The 20,093-nt window shown below is 66.8% G+C and carries 14 protein-coding genes; 8 read left to right on the forward strand and 6 right to left on the reverse strand.

What is annotated here, in order from left to right; translation table 11 throughout:
• Positions 1-51: 51 nt before the first annotated feature.
• The gene (locus tag ACS5PJ_RS11195) at positions 52-2,352 is read right to left on the reverse strand and encodes an FdhF/YdeP family oxidoreductase (RefSeq protein ID WP_439434963.1); all 2,301 of its coding nucleotides are present in this window, start codon (positions 2,350-2,352) and stop codon (positions 52-54) included.
• 229 nt (positions 2,353-2,581) lie between these two features.
• Here ACS5PJ_RS11195 and ACS5PJ_RS11200 point away from each other — a divergent pair, with 229 nt between their 5' ends.
• The 4 genes from ACS5PJ_RS11200 to ACS5PJ_RS11215 all read left to right on the forward strand — a co-directional run bounded on the left by ACS5PJ_RS11200 (position 2,582) and on the right by ACS5PJ_RS11215 (position 10,511).
• Positions 2,582-4,273, forward strand: coding sequence for a RecQ family ATP-dependent DNA helicase (locus ACS5PJ_RS11200; RefSeq protein WP_439434964.1), 1,692 nt, complete (start codon positions 2,582-2,584; stop codon positions 4,271-4,273).
• Entirely contained in the window at positions 4,270-5,301 is a 1,032-nt protein-coding gene (locus ACS5PJ_RS11205; RefSeq protein ID WP_439434965.1) for an NAD(P)H-dependent flavin oxidoreductase, read from the forward strand. Before ACS5PJ_RS11200 ends, ACS5PJ_RS11205 begins: the two co-directional genes overlap by 4 nt.
• 71 nt (positions 5,302-5,372) lie before the next feature.
• Positions 5,373-6,569, forward strand: coding sequence for a TerC family protein (locus ACS5PJ_RS11210; RefSeq protein ID WP_439434966.1), 1,197 nt, complete (start codon positions 5,373-5,375; stop codon positions 6,567-6,569).
• 297 nt (positions 6,570-6,866) lie between these two features.
• Positions 6,867-10,511, forward strand: coding sequence for a TM0106 family RecB-like putative nuclease (locus tag ACS5PJ_RS11215; RefSeq protein WP_439435119.1), 3,645 nt, complete (start codon positions 6,867-6,869; stop codon positions 10,509-10,511).
• Here the strand turns inward: ACS5PJ_RS11215 and ACS5PJ_RS11220 are convergent.
• From ACS5PJ_RS11220 to ACS5PJ_RS11235, 4 genes are all read right to left on the reverse strand, one after another.
• Entirely contained in the window at positions 10,498-10,839 is a 342-nt protein-coding gene (locus tag ACS5PJ_RS11220) for an acylphosphatase (protein ID WP_439434967.1), read from the reverse strand. The two genes, ACS5PJ_RS11215 and ACS5PJ_RS11220, sit on opposite strands and share 14 nt — an antisense overlap.
• A gap of 14 nt (positions 10,840-10,853) precedes the next feature.
• Positions 10,854-11,399, reverse strand: a complete 546-nt coding sequence (locus ACS5PJ_RS11225; protein WP_439434968.1) for a YceI family protein — start codon at positions 11,397-11,399, stop codon at positions 10,854-10,856.
• An 88-nt stretch (positions 11,400-11,487) separates the two neighbouring features.
• Positions 11,488-12,519: a pullulanase X25 domain-containing protein gene (locus ACS5PJ_RS11230; protein ID WP_439434969.1), complete on the reverse strand. Its 1,032-nt coding sequence runs from the start codon at positions 12,517-12,519 to the stop codon at positions 11,488-11,490.
• Positions 12,520-12,759: 240 nt separating this feature from the next.
• Positions 12,760-13,833, reverse strand: a complete 1,074-nt coding sequence (locus ACS5PJ_RS11235; RefSeq protein ID WP_439434970.1) for an adenosine deaminase — start codon at positions 13,831-13,833, stop codon at positions 12,760-12,762.
• 48 nt (positions 13,834-13,881) lie between these two features.
• Here ACS5PJ_RS11235 and ACS5PJ_RS11240 point away from each other — a divergent pair, with 48 nt between their 5' ends.
• A complete protein-coding gene (locus ACS5PJ_RS11240; RefSeq protein ID WP_439434971.1) occupies positions 13,882-16,542 on the forward strand; it encodes an excinuclease ABC subunit UvrA in 2,661 nt (886 codons plus the stop codon).
• 191 nt (positions 16,543-16,733) lie between these two features.
• A complete protein-coding gene (locus ACS5PJ_RS11245; RefSeq protein WP_439434972.1) occupies positions 16,734-17,378 on the forward strand; it encodes a transglycosylase family protein in 645 nt (214 codons plus the stop codon).
• A gap of 138 nt (positions 17,379-17,516) precedes the next feature.
• Here the strand turns inward: ACS5PJ_RS11245 and ACS5PJ_RS11250 are convergent, their stop codons facing one another.
• Positions 17,517-18,107 carry a hypothetical protein gene (locus ACS5PJ_RS11250; protein ID WP_439434973.1) on the reverse strand — a complete coding sequence of 197 codons (591 nt, stop codon included), beginning with the start codon at positions 18,105-18,107 and terminating at the stop codon, positions 17,517-17,519.
• A gap of 166 nt (positions 18,108-18,273) precedes the next feature.
• On the opposite strand from ACS5PJ_RS11250, the gene ACS5PJ_RS11255 reads away from it, so the two are divergent.
• A complete protein-coding gene (locus ACS5PJ_RS11255) occupies positions 18,274-19,188 on the forward strand; it encodes an MSMEG_6728 family protein (protein WP_439434974.1) in 915 nt (304 codons plus the stop codon).
• Positions 19,189-19,192: 4 nt separating this feature from the next.
• Positions 19,193-20,053 carry an SDR family oxidoreductase gene (locus ACS5PJ_RS11260; protein WP_439434975.1) on the forward strand — a complete coding sequence of 287 codons (861 nt, stop codon included), beginning with the start codon at positions 19,193-19,195 and terminating at the stop codon, positions 20,051-20,053.
• The last annotated feature ends 40 nt before the right edge of the window (positions 20,054-20,093 follow it).

Raw genomic sequence — 20,093 nt, forward strand, 5'->3', positions numbered from 1 at the left:
GCGTCCTGCCTTAATTCTTCGCCGGCACCATGGCCTTGTCGAGGCCGCTGATCACACCAGTCGCGGCTCCAGGCGCACAATCACGGCTTTGGACACGGGTGTCTGGCTTCCCTCGGCCACACTTTCCAGCGGGACCAGCACGTTGGCCTCAGGGTAGTAGGCGGCCGCGCACCCGGTCGCCGTGGGGTACGAGACCACCCGGAAGTTCCGCAGGACGCGCTCCACGTTGTCCTTGTACACGCCGTGGATGTCCACGTGCTGCCCGTCGCTCAGGCCCAGTTCCACAAGGTCTTCGGGGCTGACGAACACCACTTCGCGGCCCTTTTTGATGCCCCGGTAGCGGTCGTTGTTTCCGTAGATGGTGGTGTTGAACTGGTCATGGGAGCGCATGCTCTGCAGGATCAGCGTTCCTGCCGGCCGCTCCACGTGCTCCAGTTCGTTGACCGTGAGCATGGCCTTGCCTGTGGGCGTGTGGAAGGTGCGGGAGTCCCGTGGCCCGTTGGGCAGCACAAAGCCGCCGTCCTGGCGGATCTTGCGGTTGTAGTCCTCGCAGCCGTTCACCACGCGGGAGATGTGGTCCCGGACATGGTCGTAGTTCTTCTCGAACCCGGCCCAGTCGGCCTGGACGGAATCTCCCAGCACCTTGTGGGCGAGCCTGCTGACAATCGCCACCTCTGACAGCAGCCCGGGAGCCACCGCCTTGACGGTGCCGTGCGAGGCGTGGACGGCGCAGACCGTGTCCTCCACCGAGACGAACTGCGGACCGGATTCCTGCATGTCGATTTCGGTGCGGCCCATGGTGGGCAGGATCAGGGCCTCGGCGCCTGTGACGGTGTGCGAGCGGTTCAGCTTTGTGGAAATCTGGACCGACATTTCCGTGTTCTCCATGGCCGCGATGCCGGCGTCGGTGTCCGACATGGCTCCCACGAAGTTTCCGCCCATGCCGAGGAAGACCTTGATCCCGCCGTCGCGCATTTGCCGGATGGTTTCGACGGCATCCACGCCGTGTTCGCGGGGCGGTTCGAAGTTGAACTCCTTGCCCAGGGCGTCCAGGAATGCCGGCGGCATCTGTTCCCAGATGCCCATGGTCCTGTCGCCCTGGACGTTGCTGTGGCCGCGGATGGGGGACGCGCCGGCGCCGGGCTTGCCGATGTTCCCCCGGAGCAGCAGCAGGTTGATGATCTCCTTGATGGTGGCCACGCCCTTCTTGTGCTGCGTGATGCCCATGGCCCAGGTGATGATCACCTTGTCCGCCTTAAGGTAGCGGTGCGCCAGTTCGTCGATCTCCTCGACCCTCAGGCCGGTGGCTTCCAGCACGGCCGCCTCGTCCAAATGGGCAAGGTGTGCGCGCAGTTCCTCAAGCCCCTGGCAGTGTTCAGCCAGGAATGCATGGTCCAGCACGGATCCGGGGTTCGCGGCCTCGGCGTCCAGGACCCGCTTGGAGATTGCCTGCAGCAGCGCCATGTCGCCGCCGAGCCGAATCTGCAGGAACTGGTCGGCAATCTGCGTGCCGTGGCCGACGATCCCCTTGACCTTCTGCGGATTCTTGTAGCGCCTCAACCCGGCTTCGGGCAGCGGGTTGATGGCCACGATGCTGCCCCCGGCTTCCTTGGCTTCCTCCAGTGCCGTGAGCATCCGGGGGTGGTTGGTGCCCGGGTTCTGGCCCATGACGATGATCAGGTCCGCCTTGGCGAAGTCATCGTAGGAGATGGTGGCTTTGCCGATTCCGATGGTCTGACCCATTGCCCAGCCGGAGGATTCATGGCACATGTTGGAACAGTCCGGCAGGTTATTGGTTCCGTAGGCACGCACGAACAGCTGGTACAGGAACGCGGCTTCGTTGGAGGTCCGGCCGCTGGTGTAGAACGTGGCCTGGTCCGGGCTGGGCAACGCCTTCAGCTTGTCCGCGATGATGGTGAACGCCTGTTCCCAGCTGACGGGCCGGTAGTGGTCCTCCCCCGCGGGCTTGTAGACGGGTTCGGTCAGGCGCCCCTGCATCCCCAGCCAGTACTCGGACCGCCCACGCAGCGCGCTGACCGGGTTCTCAGCCCAGAATTCAGAGCCGACCACCACGGGCGTGGCTTCCCAGGTGACCGCTTTGGCCCCGTTCTCGCAGAACTCGAAGGTCTTCCTGTGCCCGGGGTCCGGCCAGGCGCAGCTCATGCAGTCAAAGCCGTCCTTCTGGTTCAGCGCCAGGAGCGTCTTCGAGGCCCGGCCCGGGCCCATGTGCTTGATGGCAGGCTCCAGGGAATGGTAGACGCCCGGGACGCCGGCGGCCCAGGACTTCGGCTCGCCGCTGACCTCGATGTCAGCCTCGTTGACCTCTTCCACCTGCGGGTTTTTGCGCGTCACTCTGAAATCTCCTTGGTTTTGCCTACACCGCAGGCGCACCGGCATCACCGGCGGAACGGTCACTTCCACAGTTGTTCAGGGGGCGGCGTAAGTCAAGGACAACGCCGCCCAAGCCGAAGGTGAGGCCGTGGGACCCTGACAACGTGCGACGTCGGCGGCTCGCCACGCGATAGGCTGTTCCGGACGGCTCAAGCAAGCGGCCGCAGCAACCACTCCCCGGAGCCGTTATATGTCCGAGACTCCTGCGTTAAGCGCGCTTGCCTCCTCCACTTTTTCCTTCCCGCAACTGCGCGACGGACAGCTCGCCGGCATGGCCGCCCTGGTCGCCGGCCGTGATGTCCTGGCTGTGATGCCCACCGGTTACGGCAAGTCCGCGATCTACCAGGTGGCGGCACTGCACCTGCACCGACAGACCGGACGCCCCGCCGTCGTGGTTTCACCCCTTATCGCCCTGCAGGAGGACCAGCAGGACGGACTGAATGAACGGCTGGGACCGGACACCGCCGTCGCCATCAATTCCTCGCGCAGCGACGCCGAGGTGGCGGAGGCCTGGCGGGAAGTCGAGGAGGGCCGCGCCGTGTTCCTTTTCCTCGCGCCGGAACAGCTGGCAAAACAGGAGACGGTGGAGCGGATCGCCGCCCTGGGGGTTCCCCTGCTGGTGGTGGACGAAGCACACTGCGTCTCTTCCTGGGGACACGACTTCCGGCCGGACTACCTGACCCTGGGCTCCGTCCGCGGGCGGCTGGGCAACCCTCCGGTGGCTGCGCTGACGGCCACCGCCTCTCCGCCGGTGCGCGAGGAAATCGCGGTACGGCTGGGAATGACGGACCCGCTGGTGCTGGTCCGCGGTTTCGACCGGCCCAACATCAGCCTGGACGTGGTCCGCCATCACGAGGAAGAGGGCAAGTCCAAGGCCGTGCTCGCGCAGGTCGCCGCACTGGCCGCGGAAGGGCCGGGGCTGCTGTACGCCGCCACACGCAAGGAAACGGAGAAGTACGCAGCGAAGCTGGCGCAGGGCGGGCTCCGCGCGGAGGCCTATCACGCCGGCCGGCCGGGGGCGGACCGCGAGCGCATCCACGAGCAATTCCTGGACGACCAGCTGGACGTGGTGGTTGCCACAACAGCCTTCGGCATGGGGATTGACAAGCCCAACGTCCGCTTCGTGGTCCACGCGGACATCCCGGAGTCCCTGGACGCGTACTACCAGGAGATCGGCCGCTCCGGGCGGAACGGAAAGCCTGCCTCGGCCGTGCTCCACTACCGCTCCGAGGACCTTGGCCTGCGGAAGTTCTTCGGCACGCACCCGGCTGACCCGGATTCGCTCCTGGCCGTGCTGAAGGTCCTCCGGGCTGCCGGTGCGCCCGCTCCCAAAACGGCTTTGGCCGAGCTCACGGGATTTCCGGCCCGCCGGGTGACCGCGCTGGTGAACCAGCTTGAGGAGGTGGGCGCCGTGAGCACCGGCAAGCGCGGCATCCGGCTCGCCTCCAAGGCCAAGCTGCCCGCTCTGGTACAGCTCGCCGTCGAACGTTCACAGGAGAGGCAGCGGGTGGACCAGTCCCGGCTGAATATGATGCGCGGCTACGCCGAGACGGACGGCTGCCGGCGGCAGTTCCTGCTGGGCTACTTCGGGGAGGACCTGCCGAAGCCGTGCGGCAACTGCGATGTGTGCGCCGAGGCTGCCGCCCGGCAGGATGCGGCGCAGGAGTCCCGGAAGAACGACGGCGGCGGCGCGGCCCTCCAGCCGGACGACGGCGACCTGCCGTTCCCGCTTCAGTCGACCGTGACCCATAAGGCGTGGGGGCCAGGGCTGGTGATGCGCTACGAGGACGATGTGATCACGGTCCTCTTTGAGCAGGAGGGCTACAAGACTCTCTCCCGCGCCGCGGTGGTGGAAAGCGGTCTGCTGACCGCCGGCGCATGAACGGGCTCCTGGCCGGCCTGGGTGCTGCCATACCGTTGGTCGCGGCGCCCATGGCAGGGGGTCCCAGCACGCCGGCGCTGGTGCTGGCGGCCGCCGACGCCGGGGGCCTGGGGTTCCTCGCCGGTGGCTACAAAACGCCGGACCAGCTCGCCGCCCAGATTGCCGAAGTGCGCGGCGGAGCCTCCCGTTTTGGCGTCAATCTCTTCGCGCCGAACCCGGTACCGGTGGATCCCGGCGCCTTTGCCCGCTATGCCGACGCCCTCCGGGAACTGGCGGCGGACTACAACATCCCGCTGGACGGGGTGGCTGCCCTCGAGGACGACGACGGCTGGGAGGCCAAGGCAGACCTCCTGCTCAGCGACCCCGTCCCGGTGGTGAGCTTCACGTTCGGGCTTCCCCCCGCGGACCTTGTCCACCGCCTGCAAAGGTCCGGGTCCCTGGTGTTCCAGACAGTGACCAGTCCCGGCGAGGCCGAACAGGCCGCCTCGCTCGGCGTCGACGGGCTGGTTGTCCAGTCGTACAAAGCCGGCGGCCACTCCGGAACCCTCACCCCGGCTGTCCCGGTCCAGGACATACCGCTGGCGGCCCTGCTGGACCGCGTCCGGTCAACAGTCCAGTTGCCTGTGTGGGCAGCGGGCGGCATCTCTACACCGGCCGGAGTCAGGGATGCCCTGGAACACGGCGCCGAGGCCGTGGTGGTGGGCACCGTCCTCCTGCGCAGTCCTGAGAGCGGAGCGTCCGCAGCCTACAAGGCCGGTCTGGCCGCCCCCGCCCGGGACGGGACGGTGGTGACCACCGCCTTCTCCGGCCGTCCTGCCCGTGCCCTGCGCAACCGGTTCGTGGACAGGTTCGATGCGTTGGCGCCCAGCGGGTATCCGGCGATCCATCATCTGACCAGTCCGCTCCGCAGGGCCGCTGCAGCAGCAGGCGATTCGGAATCCATCAATCTGTGGGCCGGCACCGGCTTCCGGGACGCAACCGAAGAACCGGCCGCGGACATTCTGCGACGGCTGGCCGGATTGGATTGACTGCGGATTGACTGCGGCATGACTGCGGCACCCCGTAGGCTGGACGGAGACTCCGAGGAAAGGCCTGCCGCGTGCAAGTACCTGCTTATGTCTGGACCCTGACCCTTGTGGGAATCGTGGGCCTCTTGGCTTTCGATTTCTTCTTCCATGTGCGCAAGGCCCACACGCCTTCGCTGAAGGAATCCGCGACGTGGTCAGCGATCTACGTGAGCATCGCCCTGCTCTTCGGCCTCGGCGTGCTGTGGTTCGGCGGCCCCACCATGGGCACCGAATACTTCGCGGGTTACGTCACGGAGAAGGCCCTGTCAGTAGACAACCTCTTCGTCTTCCTGATCATCATGGCCAGCTTCAAGGTTCCCCGTGCCGACCAGCAGAAAGTGCTTCTGTTCGGCATCATCTTCTCCCTGATTGCCCGCACCGCCTTCATTTTCCTGGGCGCCGCGCTGATTAACAGCTTCGCGTGGATCTTCTACATCTTCGGGCTGATCCTCCTGATCACCGCCGGCAACCTGCTCAAGCCGGACAACCACGACGACGACTCCGAAGGCCTGGTGGTGCGGCTCGCCAAGAAGTACCTCCCGGCGTCGCAGCACTACGACGGCGACAAACTCTTCACCATGGAGGACGGCAAACGCGTGCTCACGCCGATGCTCCTGGTCATGGTGGCCATCGGCGGCACCGACATCCTCTTCGCCCTTGATTCCATTCCCGCGATCTTCGGGCTGACGCAGAACGTCTTCATCGTCTTCACCGCCACGGCATTCTCCCTGATGGGCCTGCGCCAGCTGTTCTTCCTCATCGACGGGCTGCTGGACCGGCTGATCTTCCTCGCGTACGGGCTGGCGGCCATCCTGGGCTTCATCGGCGTCAAACTCATCCTGCACGCACTCCACGAGAACACCCTGGCGTTCATCAACGACGGCAAGAAAGTCAACGTGGTGGAGGTCAGCACGGAAGTCTCCCTGAGCGTGATCCTCGGCGTCCTGGCGGTCACCGTCCTGGCCTCGATCTTCAGCCCCAAGGGCAAGGCCAAGAATGCAGTGTCCGGGGCAAAGCGGCACGCCACCGAATACCTTGACCTCAACTACGAAACGGACATGAACGAGCGGGACAAGATCTTTGCCAACATGGTCCGCGAGGAAGACCAGATCCGCAAACTGCCGGAGAAGTACAAGCGGCTCATCCGCAACGAGACCGAGTTCATGGACCTCATCCGAAGCGCACACATCGAGCACGACAAAGCCCAGGTGCGGGCAGCCCAGGACTAGGGCGACGCGCAGCCAAAGCAACCCCAAACCCAAACCAAACCAAAACCAAACCAAAGCAACGCGGGGTCACTAGATGCCCTTCCGGAGCCCCCGGAAGCGCATCTAGTGACCCCGCGTTGTCAGTGGCTGTTGGTAGATTCGAACCATGGCCCCGGAAACTGTTCCCGGCCAGGCTCTTAATGGGGAGGCCCCGTGTTTCTGCTTGATCCGGTCGGTGTTGGCCAGGCAGGTGTTGGCCAGGCAAGTCTCGGCAAGGCAGGTCTCGGCGCGGCAGGTCTCGGCGCGCAGCAGGACCTGGTGTTTTCCGCGAGCGACCTCGTGGCGGCCAGCGAATGCGAGTACCGCACGCTCCGGATCCTGGACGAGAAACTGGGCCGCTCCCCCAAGGCGGAATTTCCCGACGACGAGATGCAGCGCCGTGCCGGGGCGCTCGGTGACAGGCACGAGGCCAAGGTCCTGGCCGGCCTTGTTGCGCAGTACGGCGAATGGGACGCCGGCCGCGGCGCCGGGGTGTACTCAGTGGAGCGGGGAGAGAACTCCCGCGGTGCCCTGCTCGCAAAGCAGGCCGAAACAGACCTCGCGCTCAGGGCCGGGGCCGACGTCGTCTTCCAGGCAACATTCTTTGACGGCGAGTTCCTGGGCTACGCCGACTTCATCGTCAACGAGGCCGCCGGGACGGGGGTCCCCGGCCGGTACGAGGTCTGGGACACCAAGCTGGCCAGGCACGCCAAGGTGGGAGCCCTCCTGCAGCTTGCCGCCTACGGCGACCAGCTCATCCGGATGGGCCTGGAGCCATCGCCGAAGCTCACCCTGGTGCTCGGCGCCATGGTGGACGGCGAGTACCTCCGCAGCGTCCACTCCCTCACCGACCTGCTGCCCGTCTTCCGTGATCGCCGGGACCGTTTCCGCGCCCTGACTGCAGGGCACCGGGAGCGTCGGTCGCCGGTGCAGTGGCAGCAGCCCGGGGTGATGTACTGCGGCCGGTGCAACTACTGCGCCGAGCAGGTGCAGTCCCACCGCGACCTCCTGATGGTGGGCGGCATGACATCGGTGCGGCGGAAAAAGCTCCTCGCGGCGGGCATCAGCACCATTGATGCACTCGCAGACCTTCCTGCCGGCCACGCCACCGGTTCGCTGGTGCGCCTCCGCGACCAGGCCCGGATGCAGCTGGGCCGGGACACGCCGGACGGCTCCCGCACCTTCACCAAGGACGGTGAAGACCACACCGTCACGTACAAAGTGCTGCCGGAGAACGCCTTGGCCACCATTCCGGCACCCAGCCCCGGCGACATCTTCTTCGACTTCGAGGGCGATCCCCTGTGGCAGGATCCCGCCACCGGCAAGTGGGGCCTGGAGTACCTTTTCGGCGTCATCGAGGCGCCCCTGGTCGCGCCGGCAGCTGACGCCCGCACCACTGAGAAGCCCGTGTTCCGGCCCTTCTGGGCGCATTCCCGCCATGAGGAGCGGCAGGCCTTCCTGGATTTCCTCGCTTACGTCGAGGAGCGCCGCGCCAGGTACCCGGACATGCACGTCTACCACTACGCCGCCTACGAGAAATCGGCGCTCCGGAACCTGTCCGTGACGCACCTGGCCGGCGAGGACATCGTGGACAACTGGCTGCGCCACGGCGTCCTGGTGGACCTTTATGCCACCGCCCGGCATTCCCTCCGGATCTCCGAGCCGTCCTACTCGATCAAAATGCTCGAGCCGCTCTACATGGGAAACAACCTCCGCTCAGGCGACGTCAAGGACGCCGGCGCCTCCGTCGTGGCGTATGCCGCGTACTGCGCTGCCCGTGACGGCGGCGACGCAGGGCTGGCCGCGGCAATTCTCGCTTCGATCTCCGACTACAACGAGTACGACTGCCTCTCCACGCTCCGCCTCCGCGACTGGCTGCTTGCCCTGCGCGGTACGGGCGCCGCCTGCACCGCCGCCAGCACGGGGCCAACTGGAACGTCCGACGACGGCGGGCAGCTGCTGCGGCAGGCTGCGGTGCCGGACGTGGTGGCCGCGGTCCCCGAACCCGAGCCCTCGCCGGAGGAACGGCGCCTGCAGGAATACCTGGCAGCGCTGCCGGACACGCGGCCGTGGACGGACGATGAACGCGCCATCGCGATGGTGGCTGCGGCAGTCGGGTACCACCGGCGCGAACGGAAGCAGTTCTGGTGGGAACACTTCGACCGGACCGAAGCCGAGCTCGACACCTGGTCCGAGCACCGCAACGTGTTTGTGGTGGACACCGCTGAGATCCTCACGGACTGGGTCCTTGCCAAACCCCGGGAGCGGATGCGGACGCGCACACTCAGGCTCGCCGGCACCATGAGCGAGGGCTCGGACTTCAAACCCGGAAGCACCTGGTGCCGGCTCTACGACGCACCGGTCCCCGACGGACTGGAAAATCCCAACGGAGGCACCAGGGGCCGCGGCTTCACCTTCGGAACCCTGGTTACCGCCGTGGAGGACCACCCAGGGATCCCCGGCCGGACCATCATCACCATCGAGGAACGGGAAACGGGCAAGGTCCCGGCCTACCCCCACCTTCCCGTGGCCCTCACCGAAGACCAGCCGGTGGGTACCGCCAGCATCGAAGCAGCCCTCGCCGAGCTTGCCCAGGCAGTCGGCGCCGCCGTGCCGCACCTGCCGGCACACCCGGGCATCGACATCCTCCGCAAGGTGCCGCCACGGTTCCGGTCCCTGCCCGGGCCCGCCGCCGTCGGTTCCGACAGTTCCGGAGCGCCGGACTACGCCACGGCGATCACCACCTCCCTGCTGGACCTGGACCGTTCCTACCTGGCCGTGCAGGGACCCCCCGGGACAGGCAAGACCCACGTCGGCTCCCACGTCATCGCCAGGTTGGTCGCGGCCGGCTGGAAGATCGGTGTGGTGGGCCAGTCCCATGCCGTGGTGGAGAACATGCTGTGCACTGCGATCAACACCGCGGGTGTGGACGCGGCGCGGGTGGCCAAGAAGCTCATCACTGACCACGACGTCCCCTGGACCCGCGTGAAGGACACGGACGTCGCCACACTGCTGGCCTCCCCCGGCGGCTGCCTGGTGGGCGGCACAGCCTGGACCATGACCGGAAAGTCCGTCCCTGCCGGGTCCCTGGACCTGCTTGTCATTGATGAGGCAGGCCAGTTCTCGCTCGCTAACACCCTGGCCGTGGCCCGGTCCGCGAGGCGGCTCCTGCTCCTGGGTGACCCGCAGCAGCTTCCTCAGGTCACCCAGGGCTCGCACCCGGAACCTGTGGACGAATCGGCCCTGGGCTGGCTCGCCGCCGGCCACGCCACGCTGCCCGAAAGCCTGGGCTACTTCCTGGCAGACAGCTGGCGGATGCATCCGGACCTATGCCGGGCCGTCTCCCTCCTGAGCTACGAAGGCAAGCTGGAGTCGGCTCCGGCAGCCTCCCTCCGCAGCCTCGCCGAGCTGCCCGCAGGCGTGGAAACCGTCTTCGTCCACCACAGCGGGAACACCACCGCATCCCCCGAAGAGGCGGAGGAAGTGGTCCGGCAGGCGCAACGTCACATCGGGCTGAAATGGCTGCCGGGCGGTGACAAACCAGCCAGGACCCTCACCGCTGAGGACATCCTGGTGGTGGCGCCCTACAACGCCCAGGTCCAGCTGATCCGGCTGGCCATGCAGCAGGCCGGGCTTGCGGGGGTCAGGGTGGGCACGGTGGACAAGTTCCAGGGCCAGGAGGCACCGGTGGTGCTGGTTTCCATGGCCTGCTCCGCCGTTGCCGAGGCCCCGCGCGGCGCGGAATTCCTGCTGAACCGGAACAGGATCAACGTGGCCGTGTCCCGGGGCCAGTGGCGTGCCGTGGTGGTCCGCTCGCCCGAACTGACCAACTACATGCCCACGAAACCGGCGGTCCTTGAAGAGCTCGGAGCGTTCATCGGGCTTAGCCCCGGCGACCGGGCCGGCGACCTCAGCGGGCCCTGAAATCCCGGAACGAGTTCTCAGCGGCGGAGAGGGACTCCTCCACACGCTCCACCCGGCCCGGAGCATTCCCTGACCTCAGCCAGTCCAGGAGCTCTTGGACCTGTTGCCGGGGTCCTTCGGCAACGATGGAAACTGAGCCGTCGTCGAGATTTTTCACCACGCCCTTAAGCGCCAACTCGTCAGCCTTGCCCATAGTCCAGAAGCGGAATCCGACGCCCTGCACCACGCCAAAGACGCGGGCAGAGAGCCGGACATTGTCCGCTTGGGGATCTCCGGACCGGGAATCTCCCGGCCAGGAATTTCCGGATTGCGGGCTGTCGGAGGTCATGGCAGGATGCCGGATCAGCCCTGTTTGACCAGCGCAGCGTCGACGTTGATCTTCACTTTGTCGCTGACCAGCAGGCCACCGGCCGCCAGGGCGGCGTTCCAGGTCAGGCCAAATTCCTTGCGGCTGATGTCGGTTTCTGCCGAGAAACCGGCGCGGGTGGCACCGAACGGGTCCACCGCCACCCCGGTGAATTCGACTTCCAGATCCACCGGCTTGGTGATCCCACGGATGGTGAGATCGCCGGTCAGTGTGTAGTCCTCGCCGTCGCCCTCTATGGACGTGGCTCGGAACGTCATCTCAGGGAACGCTTCCACGTCGAAGAAGTCCGGCCCCTTAACGTGTCCGTCCCGGTTGGCGTCACCGGATTCAAAGCTGGCCGTCTTCACTGTGGCGTGCAGCGAGGCGTCGGCCAGGGAATCGCCCACGCGGGCCTCGGCAGTGGCGTCGGTGAAGCGGCCGCGGACCTTGCTGATGCCGGCATGCCGGACCGTGAAGCCGATCTCACTGTGCGACATATCCAACGTCCAAATGCCCGGGGTAAGGCCAGAAGGAAGGGTCATTTCAGCATCTCCTTAAACGTATGGAAACCGGTCAGGACGACCGGTTTCCACACTGCTTCACCACGGAGTTTTTGTCCAGAGACCGATGTCAGTCGATGGTGATGTCCCGGGTGCGGTGGTCGTAGCTGATGGTGACCGTGCCGCCGTCGTGGTGCAGTTCGTGGTTGGGGCCATCGAACGTGCCGAACGCACCGTAGTTCTCTTCCCACGAGCGGTTCAGTGCGATCTTGAAGGTGTAGTAGCCGGCGGGCAGTGCGGCGCGGATCTTCCACAGCTGGTCCAGGGCATCCAGCGTCAGCTGGGCCTCGTCGTACTGCGGAGCCCAGTTTTCCGGCGCGCCCAGGATGGTGTTGAAGTCGCCGGCAACAGCAACGGCCTCAGGCTGGGGGAAGGTCTCGGCGGTGTTGGCCACCGTGTGGGGCGAGGCTCCGTTGGCCGACGCCGCGCCAGCTGCGGCCTCTTCCTTCGGTGCTGCCTTGCGTGAGCGCACGGCCTTGACCACGGGCTCCACTGCGTCCTCGATGATCTTTGCCGCCTTGCCCACCGCGTCCGCTGCCTTCTTGGCAGGTGTCCGCTTCGCCGGTGCTTTCTTCGCTGGAGTCTTCGTCACAGTGTCCTCCTGGGCTGCTGCGGTGGCTGCTGCGGTTTCCTGAACGGCCGGCTTGCCTGCTGTGCGCGCCGCGGCGGTCCGCGCCGTGCCTGCCTTCGCCGTACCGGATTTCGCCGCCCCTGCACGGGCCGGCTTGACGGCCGGTGCCGGCGGGACGGCGACGTCGGCCGGAACGGGAGTGCCGGCGTCGAGCGCTGCGGCAAACGACGCCGCGTCGGGGAACGCAACGGTGGCGCGCATGCCGTCTTCGGTGATGGTCCAGCCGGAACGGCCCTTGACCAGCCAGCCGGCCTTGACCAGCTTGGCCGTGGCGGACGTGAGCGCTTTGTGGCCACGGGGGATGCCGCCGGTAAGCAACGCCGCCTCGTGGTCGCTGAACGGCACACGGGCGGTGGCTTCCGCCAGGACTTCCCCGGCGTTCAACGTGTCGCCGGACCACACGCCTTCGGTCAGGACGTTCAGTACGGTCTTGAGTCGGAGGTTGGTGTTATCTGCGGTGGACTTGGCCATGATTCCCCTTGAGTAATGCGATCGGTCACTAGGCATCCTGCCAACAGCCTGTTAATCGCGCGACTTGAAATGGTTAATTCTGCGTGTCGTGACCGTCTATGACGAGAATTACACCGGAACTGAGGCAGGAGTCTCGGTAAAAGGGGCTGTTTGCTCAACCCTGCGCGCTGGTAACCAGGTACCGCCGGACTCTTCCCGGACACGCCTGCGCACCAGTGTAAGCGAGCAGGCGGCCAGGAGCTACATGCCGTTCAGCTCGTTCAGGAGCTCGGCCTGGCGCTCCTGGGAAGCGAACGACGAGTGGATTGAATTCGCCGCGAGCCGCACCACGTCGAACTCGGACAGTTCGAACACGGCCCTGAGCTGGGCGAAGTTGTCGTCCACGTACCCGCCGAAGTAGGCCGGATCGTCGGAGTTCACCGAGACGTTGAGCCCTGCGGCGAGCATGGCCGGCAAGGGATGGTCCGCCAGCGTGTCCACGGCGCGCAGCCGGACGTTGGAGAGCGGGCATACGGTCAGCGGAATCCGGGCCTCAACCAGCCGTTCCACCAGATCCGGATCGTCCATGCACCGGATGCCGTGGTCGATCCGCTCCACGCCCAGGATGTCCAGCGCTTCGATGATGTACGACGGCGGCGCCTCCTCGCCCGCGTGCGCGGTCAGCCGCAGCCCCGCTTCCCGGGCTTTGGCGAACAGCCGTTCAAACTTCGACGGCGGGTTGCCCACCTCCGCCGAGTCAAGGCCGATCGCTGCAATCGGCGCGTTCATGGCCAGCAGGGCATCCAAAACCTCCAGCGCGGAGTCCTCGGACAGGTCGCGCAGGAAAGCGGCAATCAGCAGGGTGGAAATGCCGAAGTCCTCCACCGACGTCGCCAGCGCCGAAGCCACGCCGTTGACACAGGTCTCCAGCGCGATGCCGCGGGACAGGTGTGCCTGCGGATCCATCATGATCTCGGCGTGCCGGACCCCGGCGGCGGCGGCCCGGGACAGGTACGCGCGGGTCATGTCGGCGAAATCCTGTTCGGTCTGCAGCACCGCCATGTTGGCGTAGTACAGGTCAAGGAAGGACTGCAGGTCGGTGAACTCGTACCGTCCGCGGAGTTCGTCCAGATCCGCGTAGGGCAGGGTGATGCCGTTGCGTTCCGCGAGCGCGAAGATCAGCTCCGGCTCCAGGGTGCCCTCGATGTGCAGGTGCAGCTCGGCTACGGTCAGGGGCCGCAACACCTCGGCGGCCTGTTCGCTGGTCAACTCCGCCTCTGGAAGCTGATCCGTCCCTGGCAGCGGTTCGGTGGCTGTGTCCCTGTAATTGTCCATCGGGTCAGGATATCGCCCGCCGGCCGGTTCGCAGCTAGAGTCGGATCAATGCGGAACCCTCAGCAGGCTGACGATATTTCCCTTCCCACTCCTGACCATCTTTCGGACGGCTTTGTCCGTGTCCGGGGCGCGCGGGAGAACAACCTGCGGAACGTCGACGTGGATGTGCCGCGGGACTCCATCGTGGCGTTCACCGGCGTCTCCGGCTCGGGGAAGTCATCGCTGGCGTTCGGCACCATTTACGCCGAAGCCCAGCGGCGCTACTTCGAATCCGTGGCCCCCTACGCACGCCGCCTCATCCAGCAGGGCCACAATCCCAAGGTGGAAATGATCTCCGGGCTGCCTCCCGCCGTCGCGCTTCAACAGCGCCGCGGCGCACCCAGCAGCCGCTCCACCGTGGGCACGGTGACCACCCTCTCCAACTCGCTCCGGATGCTGTTTTCACGGGCCGGAACGTACCCTGCAGGCGCCGGGCAGCTGGATTCCGACGCTTTTTCGCCGAACACCGCCGCGGGCGCGTGCCGGGAATGCCACGGGCTGGGCGTCGCGCACACGGTCAGCGAGGAATCCCTGGTTCCGGACCCGGCACTGACCATCCGCGACGGTGCCATCGCCGCGTGGCCGGGCGCCTGGCAGGGCAAGAACCTCCGCGACATCCTCAGCCACCTGGGCTACGACGTCGACGTGCCCTGGCGGAAACTGCCGAAGAAGCAGCGCGACTGGATCCTGTTCACCGAGGAACAGCCCGTGGTGGAAGTCACCCCGGAGCGCGACCGTGTGGCCAAGCCGTACAAGGGCCGCTTCTGGAGCGCCAAAAGCTACGTGCTGCACACCCTTGCCGACTCCCAGAGCGCCTCCATGCGCGAGCGCGTCCTGACATTCATGGAGTCCGGACCCTGCCCCCTCTGCGGCGGCACCGGGCTCAGGGCAGAAGCCCTCGCCGTCACCTTCGCCGGGCTCACTATCGCCGAGCTGAATGCAACACCGATGGTGGAACTGGCCGAGATCATCCGCCCCACCGCCGGGCTGAAGGAAGCAGGAACCGCGTCCCGCAGGCAGACCTCCGGGGAGGGGAACGAGGTGGCAGTGGCCATCACCGCGGACCTCCTGAACCGCGTCACGGTGCTCCTGGACCTTGGCCTGGGATACCTGGCCCTGGGCCGCGCCACCCCCACCCTCTCCCCCGGCGAGATGCAGCGGCTGAGGATCGCCACGCAGCTCCGCTCCGGGCTGTTCGGCGTGATCTACGTGCTGGACGAGCCCTCCGCCGGCCTCCATCCTGCCGACGCCGAGCCGCTCCTGGCGGTCCTTGACCAGCTGAAAGCCTCCGGCAACTCCGTCTTCGTGGTGGAACACAACATGGACGTGGTCCGCCGCGCCGACTGGCTGGTGGATGTGGGCCCGCGGGCGGGGGAAGGCGGCGGCGAGGTGCTCTACAGCGGCCCGGTTGCCGGGCTGGCGGCGATTGAGGCATCGGTCACGCGCCCGTTCCTGTTCGGCGGCGGCGCCTCCCACGAGAGCGGCGCGTCCGACGGCGGCGGCGAACCACGTGGAGGCAGCGCGCCTCTCGGGATAAGCCCCAGGGAGCCCGACGGCTGGCTGGAGCTGGCAGGCATCAGCCGCCACAACCTCAAGGACGTTGATGCGCGGTTCCCGCTGGGCGTCTTGACGGCAGTCACGGGAGTGTCCGGCTCAGGCAAGTCCACGCTGGTCAGCCATGTCCTCGGGGAAGTGGTGGGGTCCGGCCTGAAGGACCACCAGCCTGAACCCTCGGCACAGGCCACACGGCCGGCCAAAGCCGCACAGCCGGCAGATCCTGAAGAGCCGGGCCCGGCGACGCCCTTGTCGGTAGGGCCGGTCAGCGGTGCGGATCGGATCGACAGGCTGGTGACCGTGGACCAGAAGCCCATCGGGCGCACCCCGCGCTCCAACCTGGCCACGTACACCGGCCTGTTCGACGCGGTGCGCAAGGAATTCGCCGCCACGGAGCAGGCGCGTGCAAAGCGGTTCGGCGCCGGGCGCTTCTCCTTCAATGTGGCCGGCGGCCGGTGCGAGACCTGCCTGGGCGAAGGCTTTGTGGCCGTGGAGCTGCTGTTCCTCCCGGGCAGCTACGGTCCCTGCCCGGAGTGTGATGGTTCCCGGTACAACCCGGAAACCCTGGAGGTGACCTACCGGGGCAAGAACGTCGCCGAGGTGCTGCGGCTGACCGTGGATGACGCAGCCGGGTTCCTGGCCGGCATTCCTGCCGCCGCCCGCAGCCTGAAGAGCCTCCGGGACGTTGGCCTGGGCTATCTCCGGTTGGGCCAGCCCGCCACTGAGCTGTCCGGCGGCGAGGCCCAGCGCATCAAACTCGCCACCGAACTGCAGCGCGCCCAGCGCGGCCATACCCTCTACCTCCTGGACGAACCCACCACCGGACTCCACCCTGCCGACGTCGAACTGCTGATGGCCCAGCTCCACGGCCTGGTGGACAGCGGCAACACCGTGGTGGTGGTCGAACACGAGATGGCGGTGGTTGCCGCCGCGGACTGGGTCATTGACCTGGGGCCGTCGGGCGGGGACGCCGGGGGCAGGATCGTCGCCGCCGGAACCGCGGCCGACGTCGCCCGCTCCCCGCACAGCCGCACCGCGCCCTACCTGGCGGCGGCCCTTCCCCGGCCCGCCGCAAGCCTGCCACCAGCCAAGACTCCGGCCACCACCCCGGTTTGATATCGCCGCCGTGATGTCCTAGCGTGAAATACAGGCCCGCCAAGCGGGCCAATGAATGCCCGGTGCTGCCTCCACCAGAACTGCCCGGCCGGCAGACACCGAAAATGACCTCTATTCGTCAGGGGCGGGCAGTGGCGCGATAACCTCCGGGGACGGACCGAGCGCAGGTGGCCTTCAGGAGCATCAACACCATGAACAACACCACCATCCGTACTGCCGCGCGTCGCGGAGCAACTGTTGCCGCCATTTCCATGGCAGGCGTCGCACTTTCCGCCACCGGAGCCAATGCGGCCAGCACCTCAACGTGGGACGCCCTGGCTCAGTGTGAAAGCGGCGGCAACTGGGCAACCAACACCGGAAACGGCTACACCGGCGGGCTGCAGTTCAGCAGCACCACCTGGGCAGCGTACGGCGGCACCGGTTCCGCCGCTGACGCCAGCCGCGAGCAGCAGATCGCCGTGGCAGAACAGGTCCAGGCCGCGCAGGGCTGGGGAGCGTGGCCGTCCTGCGCCGCGCAGCTCGGGTTGAGCGGCGGAGGAGGCGCCACGGCGGCAGCACCGCAAAGCGTTCCGGTCCAGACTGCCCCGGTACAGAACGTGCCGGTCGCCCAGGTGCCGGCAGCCCCGGCGGCCGCCCCTGTGACGGTGCCGCAGCACGCAGCACCGGTGGCACTCAGCGGCGAAACCTACACGCTGGAAGCCGGCGACACCCTGAGCACCGTGGCCGGGAAACTTGGCATCGCAGGCGGCTGGCAGCACCTGGCTGACGCCAACCTGGACACGATCTCCAACCCCAATCTCGTATTCGCGGGACAGGTCATCCAGCTTCCTGCCTAAGGGTTAACGCTCTGCCCGGTTCTAACAGCCGGGAACGGACGTCCTTTCAGACGACGCCCCCAAACGACGACGCCGGCGCTCCCCTCACAAGGGGAGCTCCGGCGTCGTACGTTTGTTGTGTTTGGTTGGTGCTCAGCGCTAGACGGCGACCTTGATTTCGCGGATGATGCGCACCTTCCAGGCGGCGTCGTCGCTGGTGTCCAGGAGGGCAACGGTCCCGTGGGCGAGGTTCAGGGCCACGCGCTTGGCTGCCAGCAGTTCGAGGTAGAGGTGCTCGTTCATGCGGCTGGGCGTGTCGATCATGTACTTCACGGCGTCGCGGACTTTGCGGTAGTTGGCGCTGCGCTCGCGGTGCAGGTGCAGTTCGAGCATCTGGCGCTGGCGGATCTTGGGCTCGTGCCGGTTCAGCCAGGAGACGGCCAGGTGGACACCCACCACCAGAGTCAGGGAGACGGCATAGATCCACCAGCCGCTGGAGAGCAGGAACAGCGGCAGGTTCCCGATCGCCACCAGGGCAATCACCACCCGCAGGGCCACAATCCGGCGGAGGGTCAAAGCCACTGAGGCCAGGGCCGCCCGGAAGCCGTGCTGCTCCTTGCGCGCGGCCGCCGGATCGAGGGTAAATTCATCAAGGACCAGGATGCCCTTGGCCTCCGGGCTGAGCATCTGCCCGAAGCGGGGCACAAAAGAACTCGTGTTTCCGGGGGTCAAATCAGCTGAAATTGTCATGAGGGGGCTTCCGGGACGGTGGGACGTTTTGGTGATCTTAGTGGATAACGGTATCCGCTGTATGCATCGGTCCAGCATGTGAACATTTGCTGAATGGGCGGCCTGCTCGCGTGTGGCGGCGGGCACTGCAATTGGCACATCCGCCCGGTGCCGTCAGACTGAAAGAATGCAAACTTTCCTCCCGTACCCCGATTTCCGGCAGAGCGCCGCAGCACTGGACACCGCCAGGCTTGGCAAACAGCGTGTCGAAGCGCTGCAGACACTCCGTGCGCTGGTGATCCCCGAGTACGGCTGGCAGACCCACCCCGCGGTCCGCATGTGGATGGGCCACGTGCCGGCCCTGACCATGTACGGCCTGGCGATGGTGGACGAATGGGCCGCCCGCGGCCACGCCGACAACACGCGCGCCAACATCACCGAGTTCGCGCCCCAGGCAGCCCACCCGGACTACGCCGCCAAGATCCCCATGCCGGAATGGCTCGGGAATCCGGACTTCCACCTGAGCCACCGGGCCAAGCTGGTCCACAAGGAACCGAAGTTCTACAAGGAAGTCTTTCCGGACGCTGACGTGGACCTCGATTACCTCTGGCCCGAGCCCAAGCACGAGTTCTATCCCGCGGAACCCGAGGGCGATATCCTCTGGATCCTCCGCGACCCCCACGCCGAGATCGATCCCCAGACGCTGGACACGGTGGCCCTGCCGCCGGTCCGCGGCCATGCTGCAGCGCCCGCCGCGGCCGATCCGGACGGATACTCCCCCGTCTACGTCGACGACGGTTCGCGCCGGCCTTCAAAGCAGCCCCGCAAGCTTCCTCCGAAACAGTTGGTGAAAAAGCCAACGCGGAAGCGCCAGGCGCAGGAGAGCGCCTTCGCCACCCTGCCGGGCAAGACCGCGGTGGCGGTCATGCTGGAGGATGGCGCCAGGTTCGCTGTCGGTCAGGTTCTGGGCAGGCCCATCACGCTCGACGACGGCCGCTTCGGCCGCCACTTCACGGTCACCGAGGTGATCGACCGGTCCGCGTTCGACTACCCCGCACTCCTGCAGGATCCCCGCGTGTTCTTCCCGGTCCAGGCACCCTGATCGCGTGACGGTACTTCTGGCCGGCTGCGGCGATTTAGGCACCGAAGCGGGCCTGCGCTTTGCCGCCCTTGGCCATCGCGTCGTCGGTTGGCGCCGCTCGCCCGAAAAGCTGCCGGCGGCCATCGAAGGCGTGGCGGCTGACCTGAGTTCCGCCGGCCTTCCGGCCATCCCGGCGGACACTACCGCCGTCGTCGTCGCCGTGGCGGCAGATTCACCCACCGAAGCGGCCTACCGGGCCGCCTATGTGGACGGGCTTGCGCACGTCATGGACGCTCTGGAGCGCGACGGCGTGACGCCACGCCGCGTGCTGTTTGTGTCCTCCACCGCGGTCTATGGAGATGCCGGCGGCGGCTGGGTTGATGAACGTACGACGCCGGAACCTGGCAGTTTCTCCGGGCGCGTCATCCGAGCGGCGGAGGACCTTTTGCTGTCGCGGTTGCGCGGCACAGGATCGGCGCCGGTTGTGCTGCGGCTTGGTGGAATCTACGGCCCCGGGCGGACCAGGCTTATCGACCAGGTCCGCACCGGGACCGCCGTGATTCCCGACGAGCCGCGTTATTCGAACCGGATCCACCGGGACGACGCCGCGGCTGCCATTGTTCACCTGGCGACCATGGACTCCGTCCCCTCACCGGTTTATGTCGGAGTGGATAACGATCCCGCCGAACTGGGCGAAGTTCTGCGTTTCCTGGCAGCCGAGATGGGTTATCCGGAACCTCCGGTTGGTCCGGCCGGCGAGGCCCGTGGCGGAAACAAAAGGGTGAGCAATGCGCTGCTCCGAGGGACCGGCTTCGAGTTCGCCTACCCCTCGTTCCGTGAAGGCTACCGGGAAGTCCTGGCCGGCACGGGAGTCCGCCACCCGTAGGCTTGGGCCAGACAAACGACTGACCCCTGCAGACGAGGAG

The sequence above is a fragment of the Pseudarthrobacter cremeus genome (genome assembly GCF_051857465.1).
Lineage (GTDB): Bacteria > Actinomycetota > Actinomycetes > Actinomycetales > Micrococcaceae > Arthrobacter.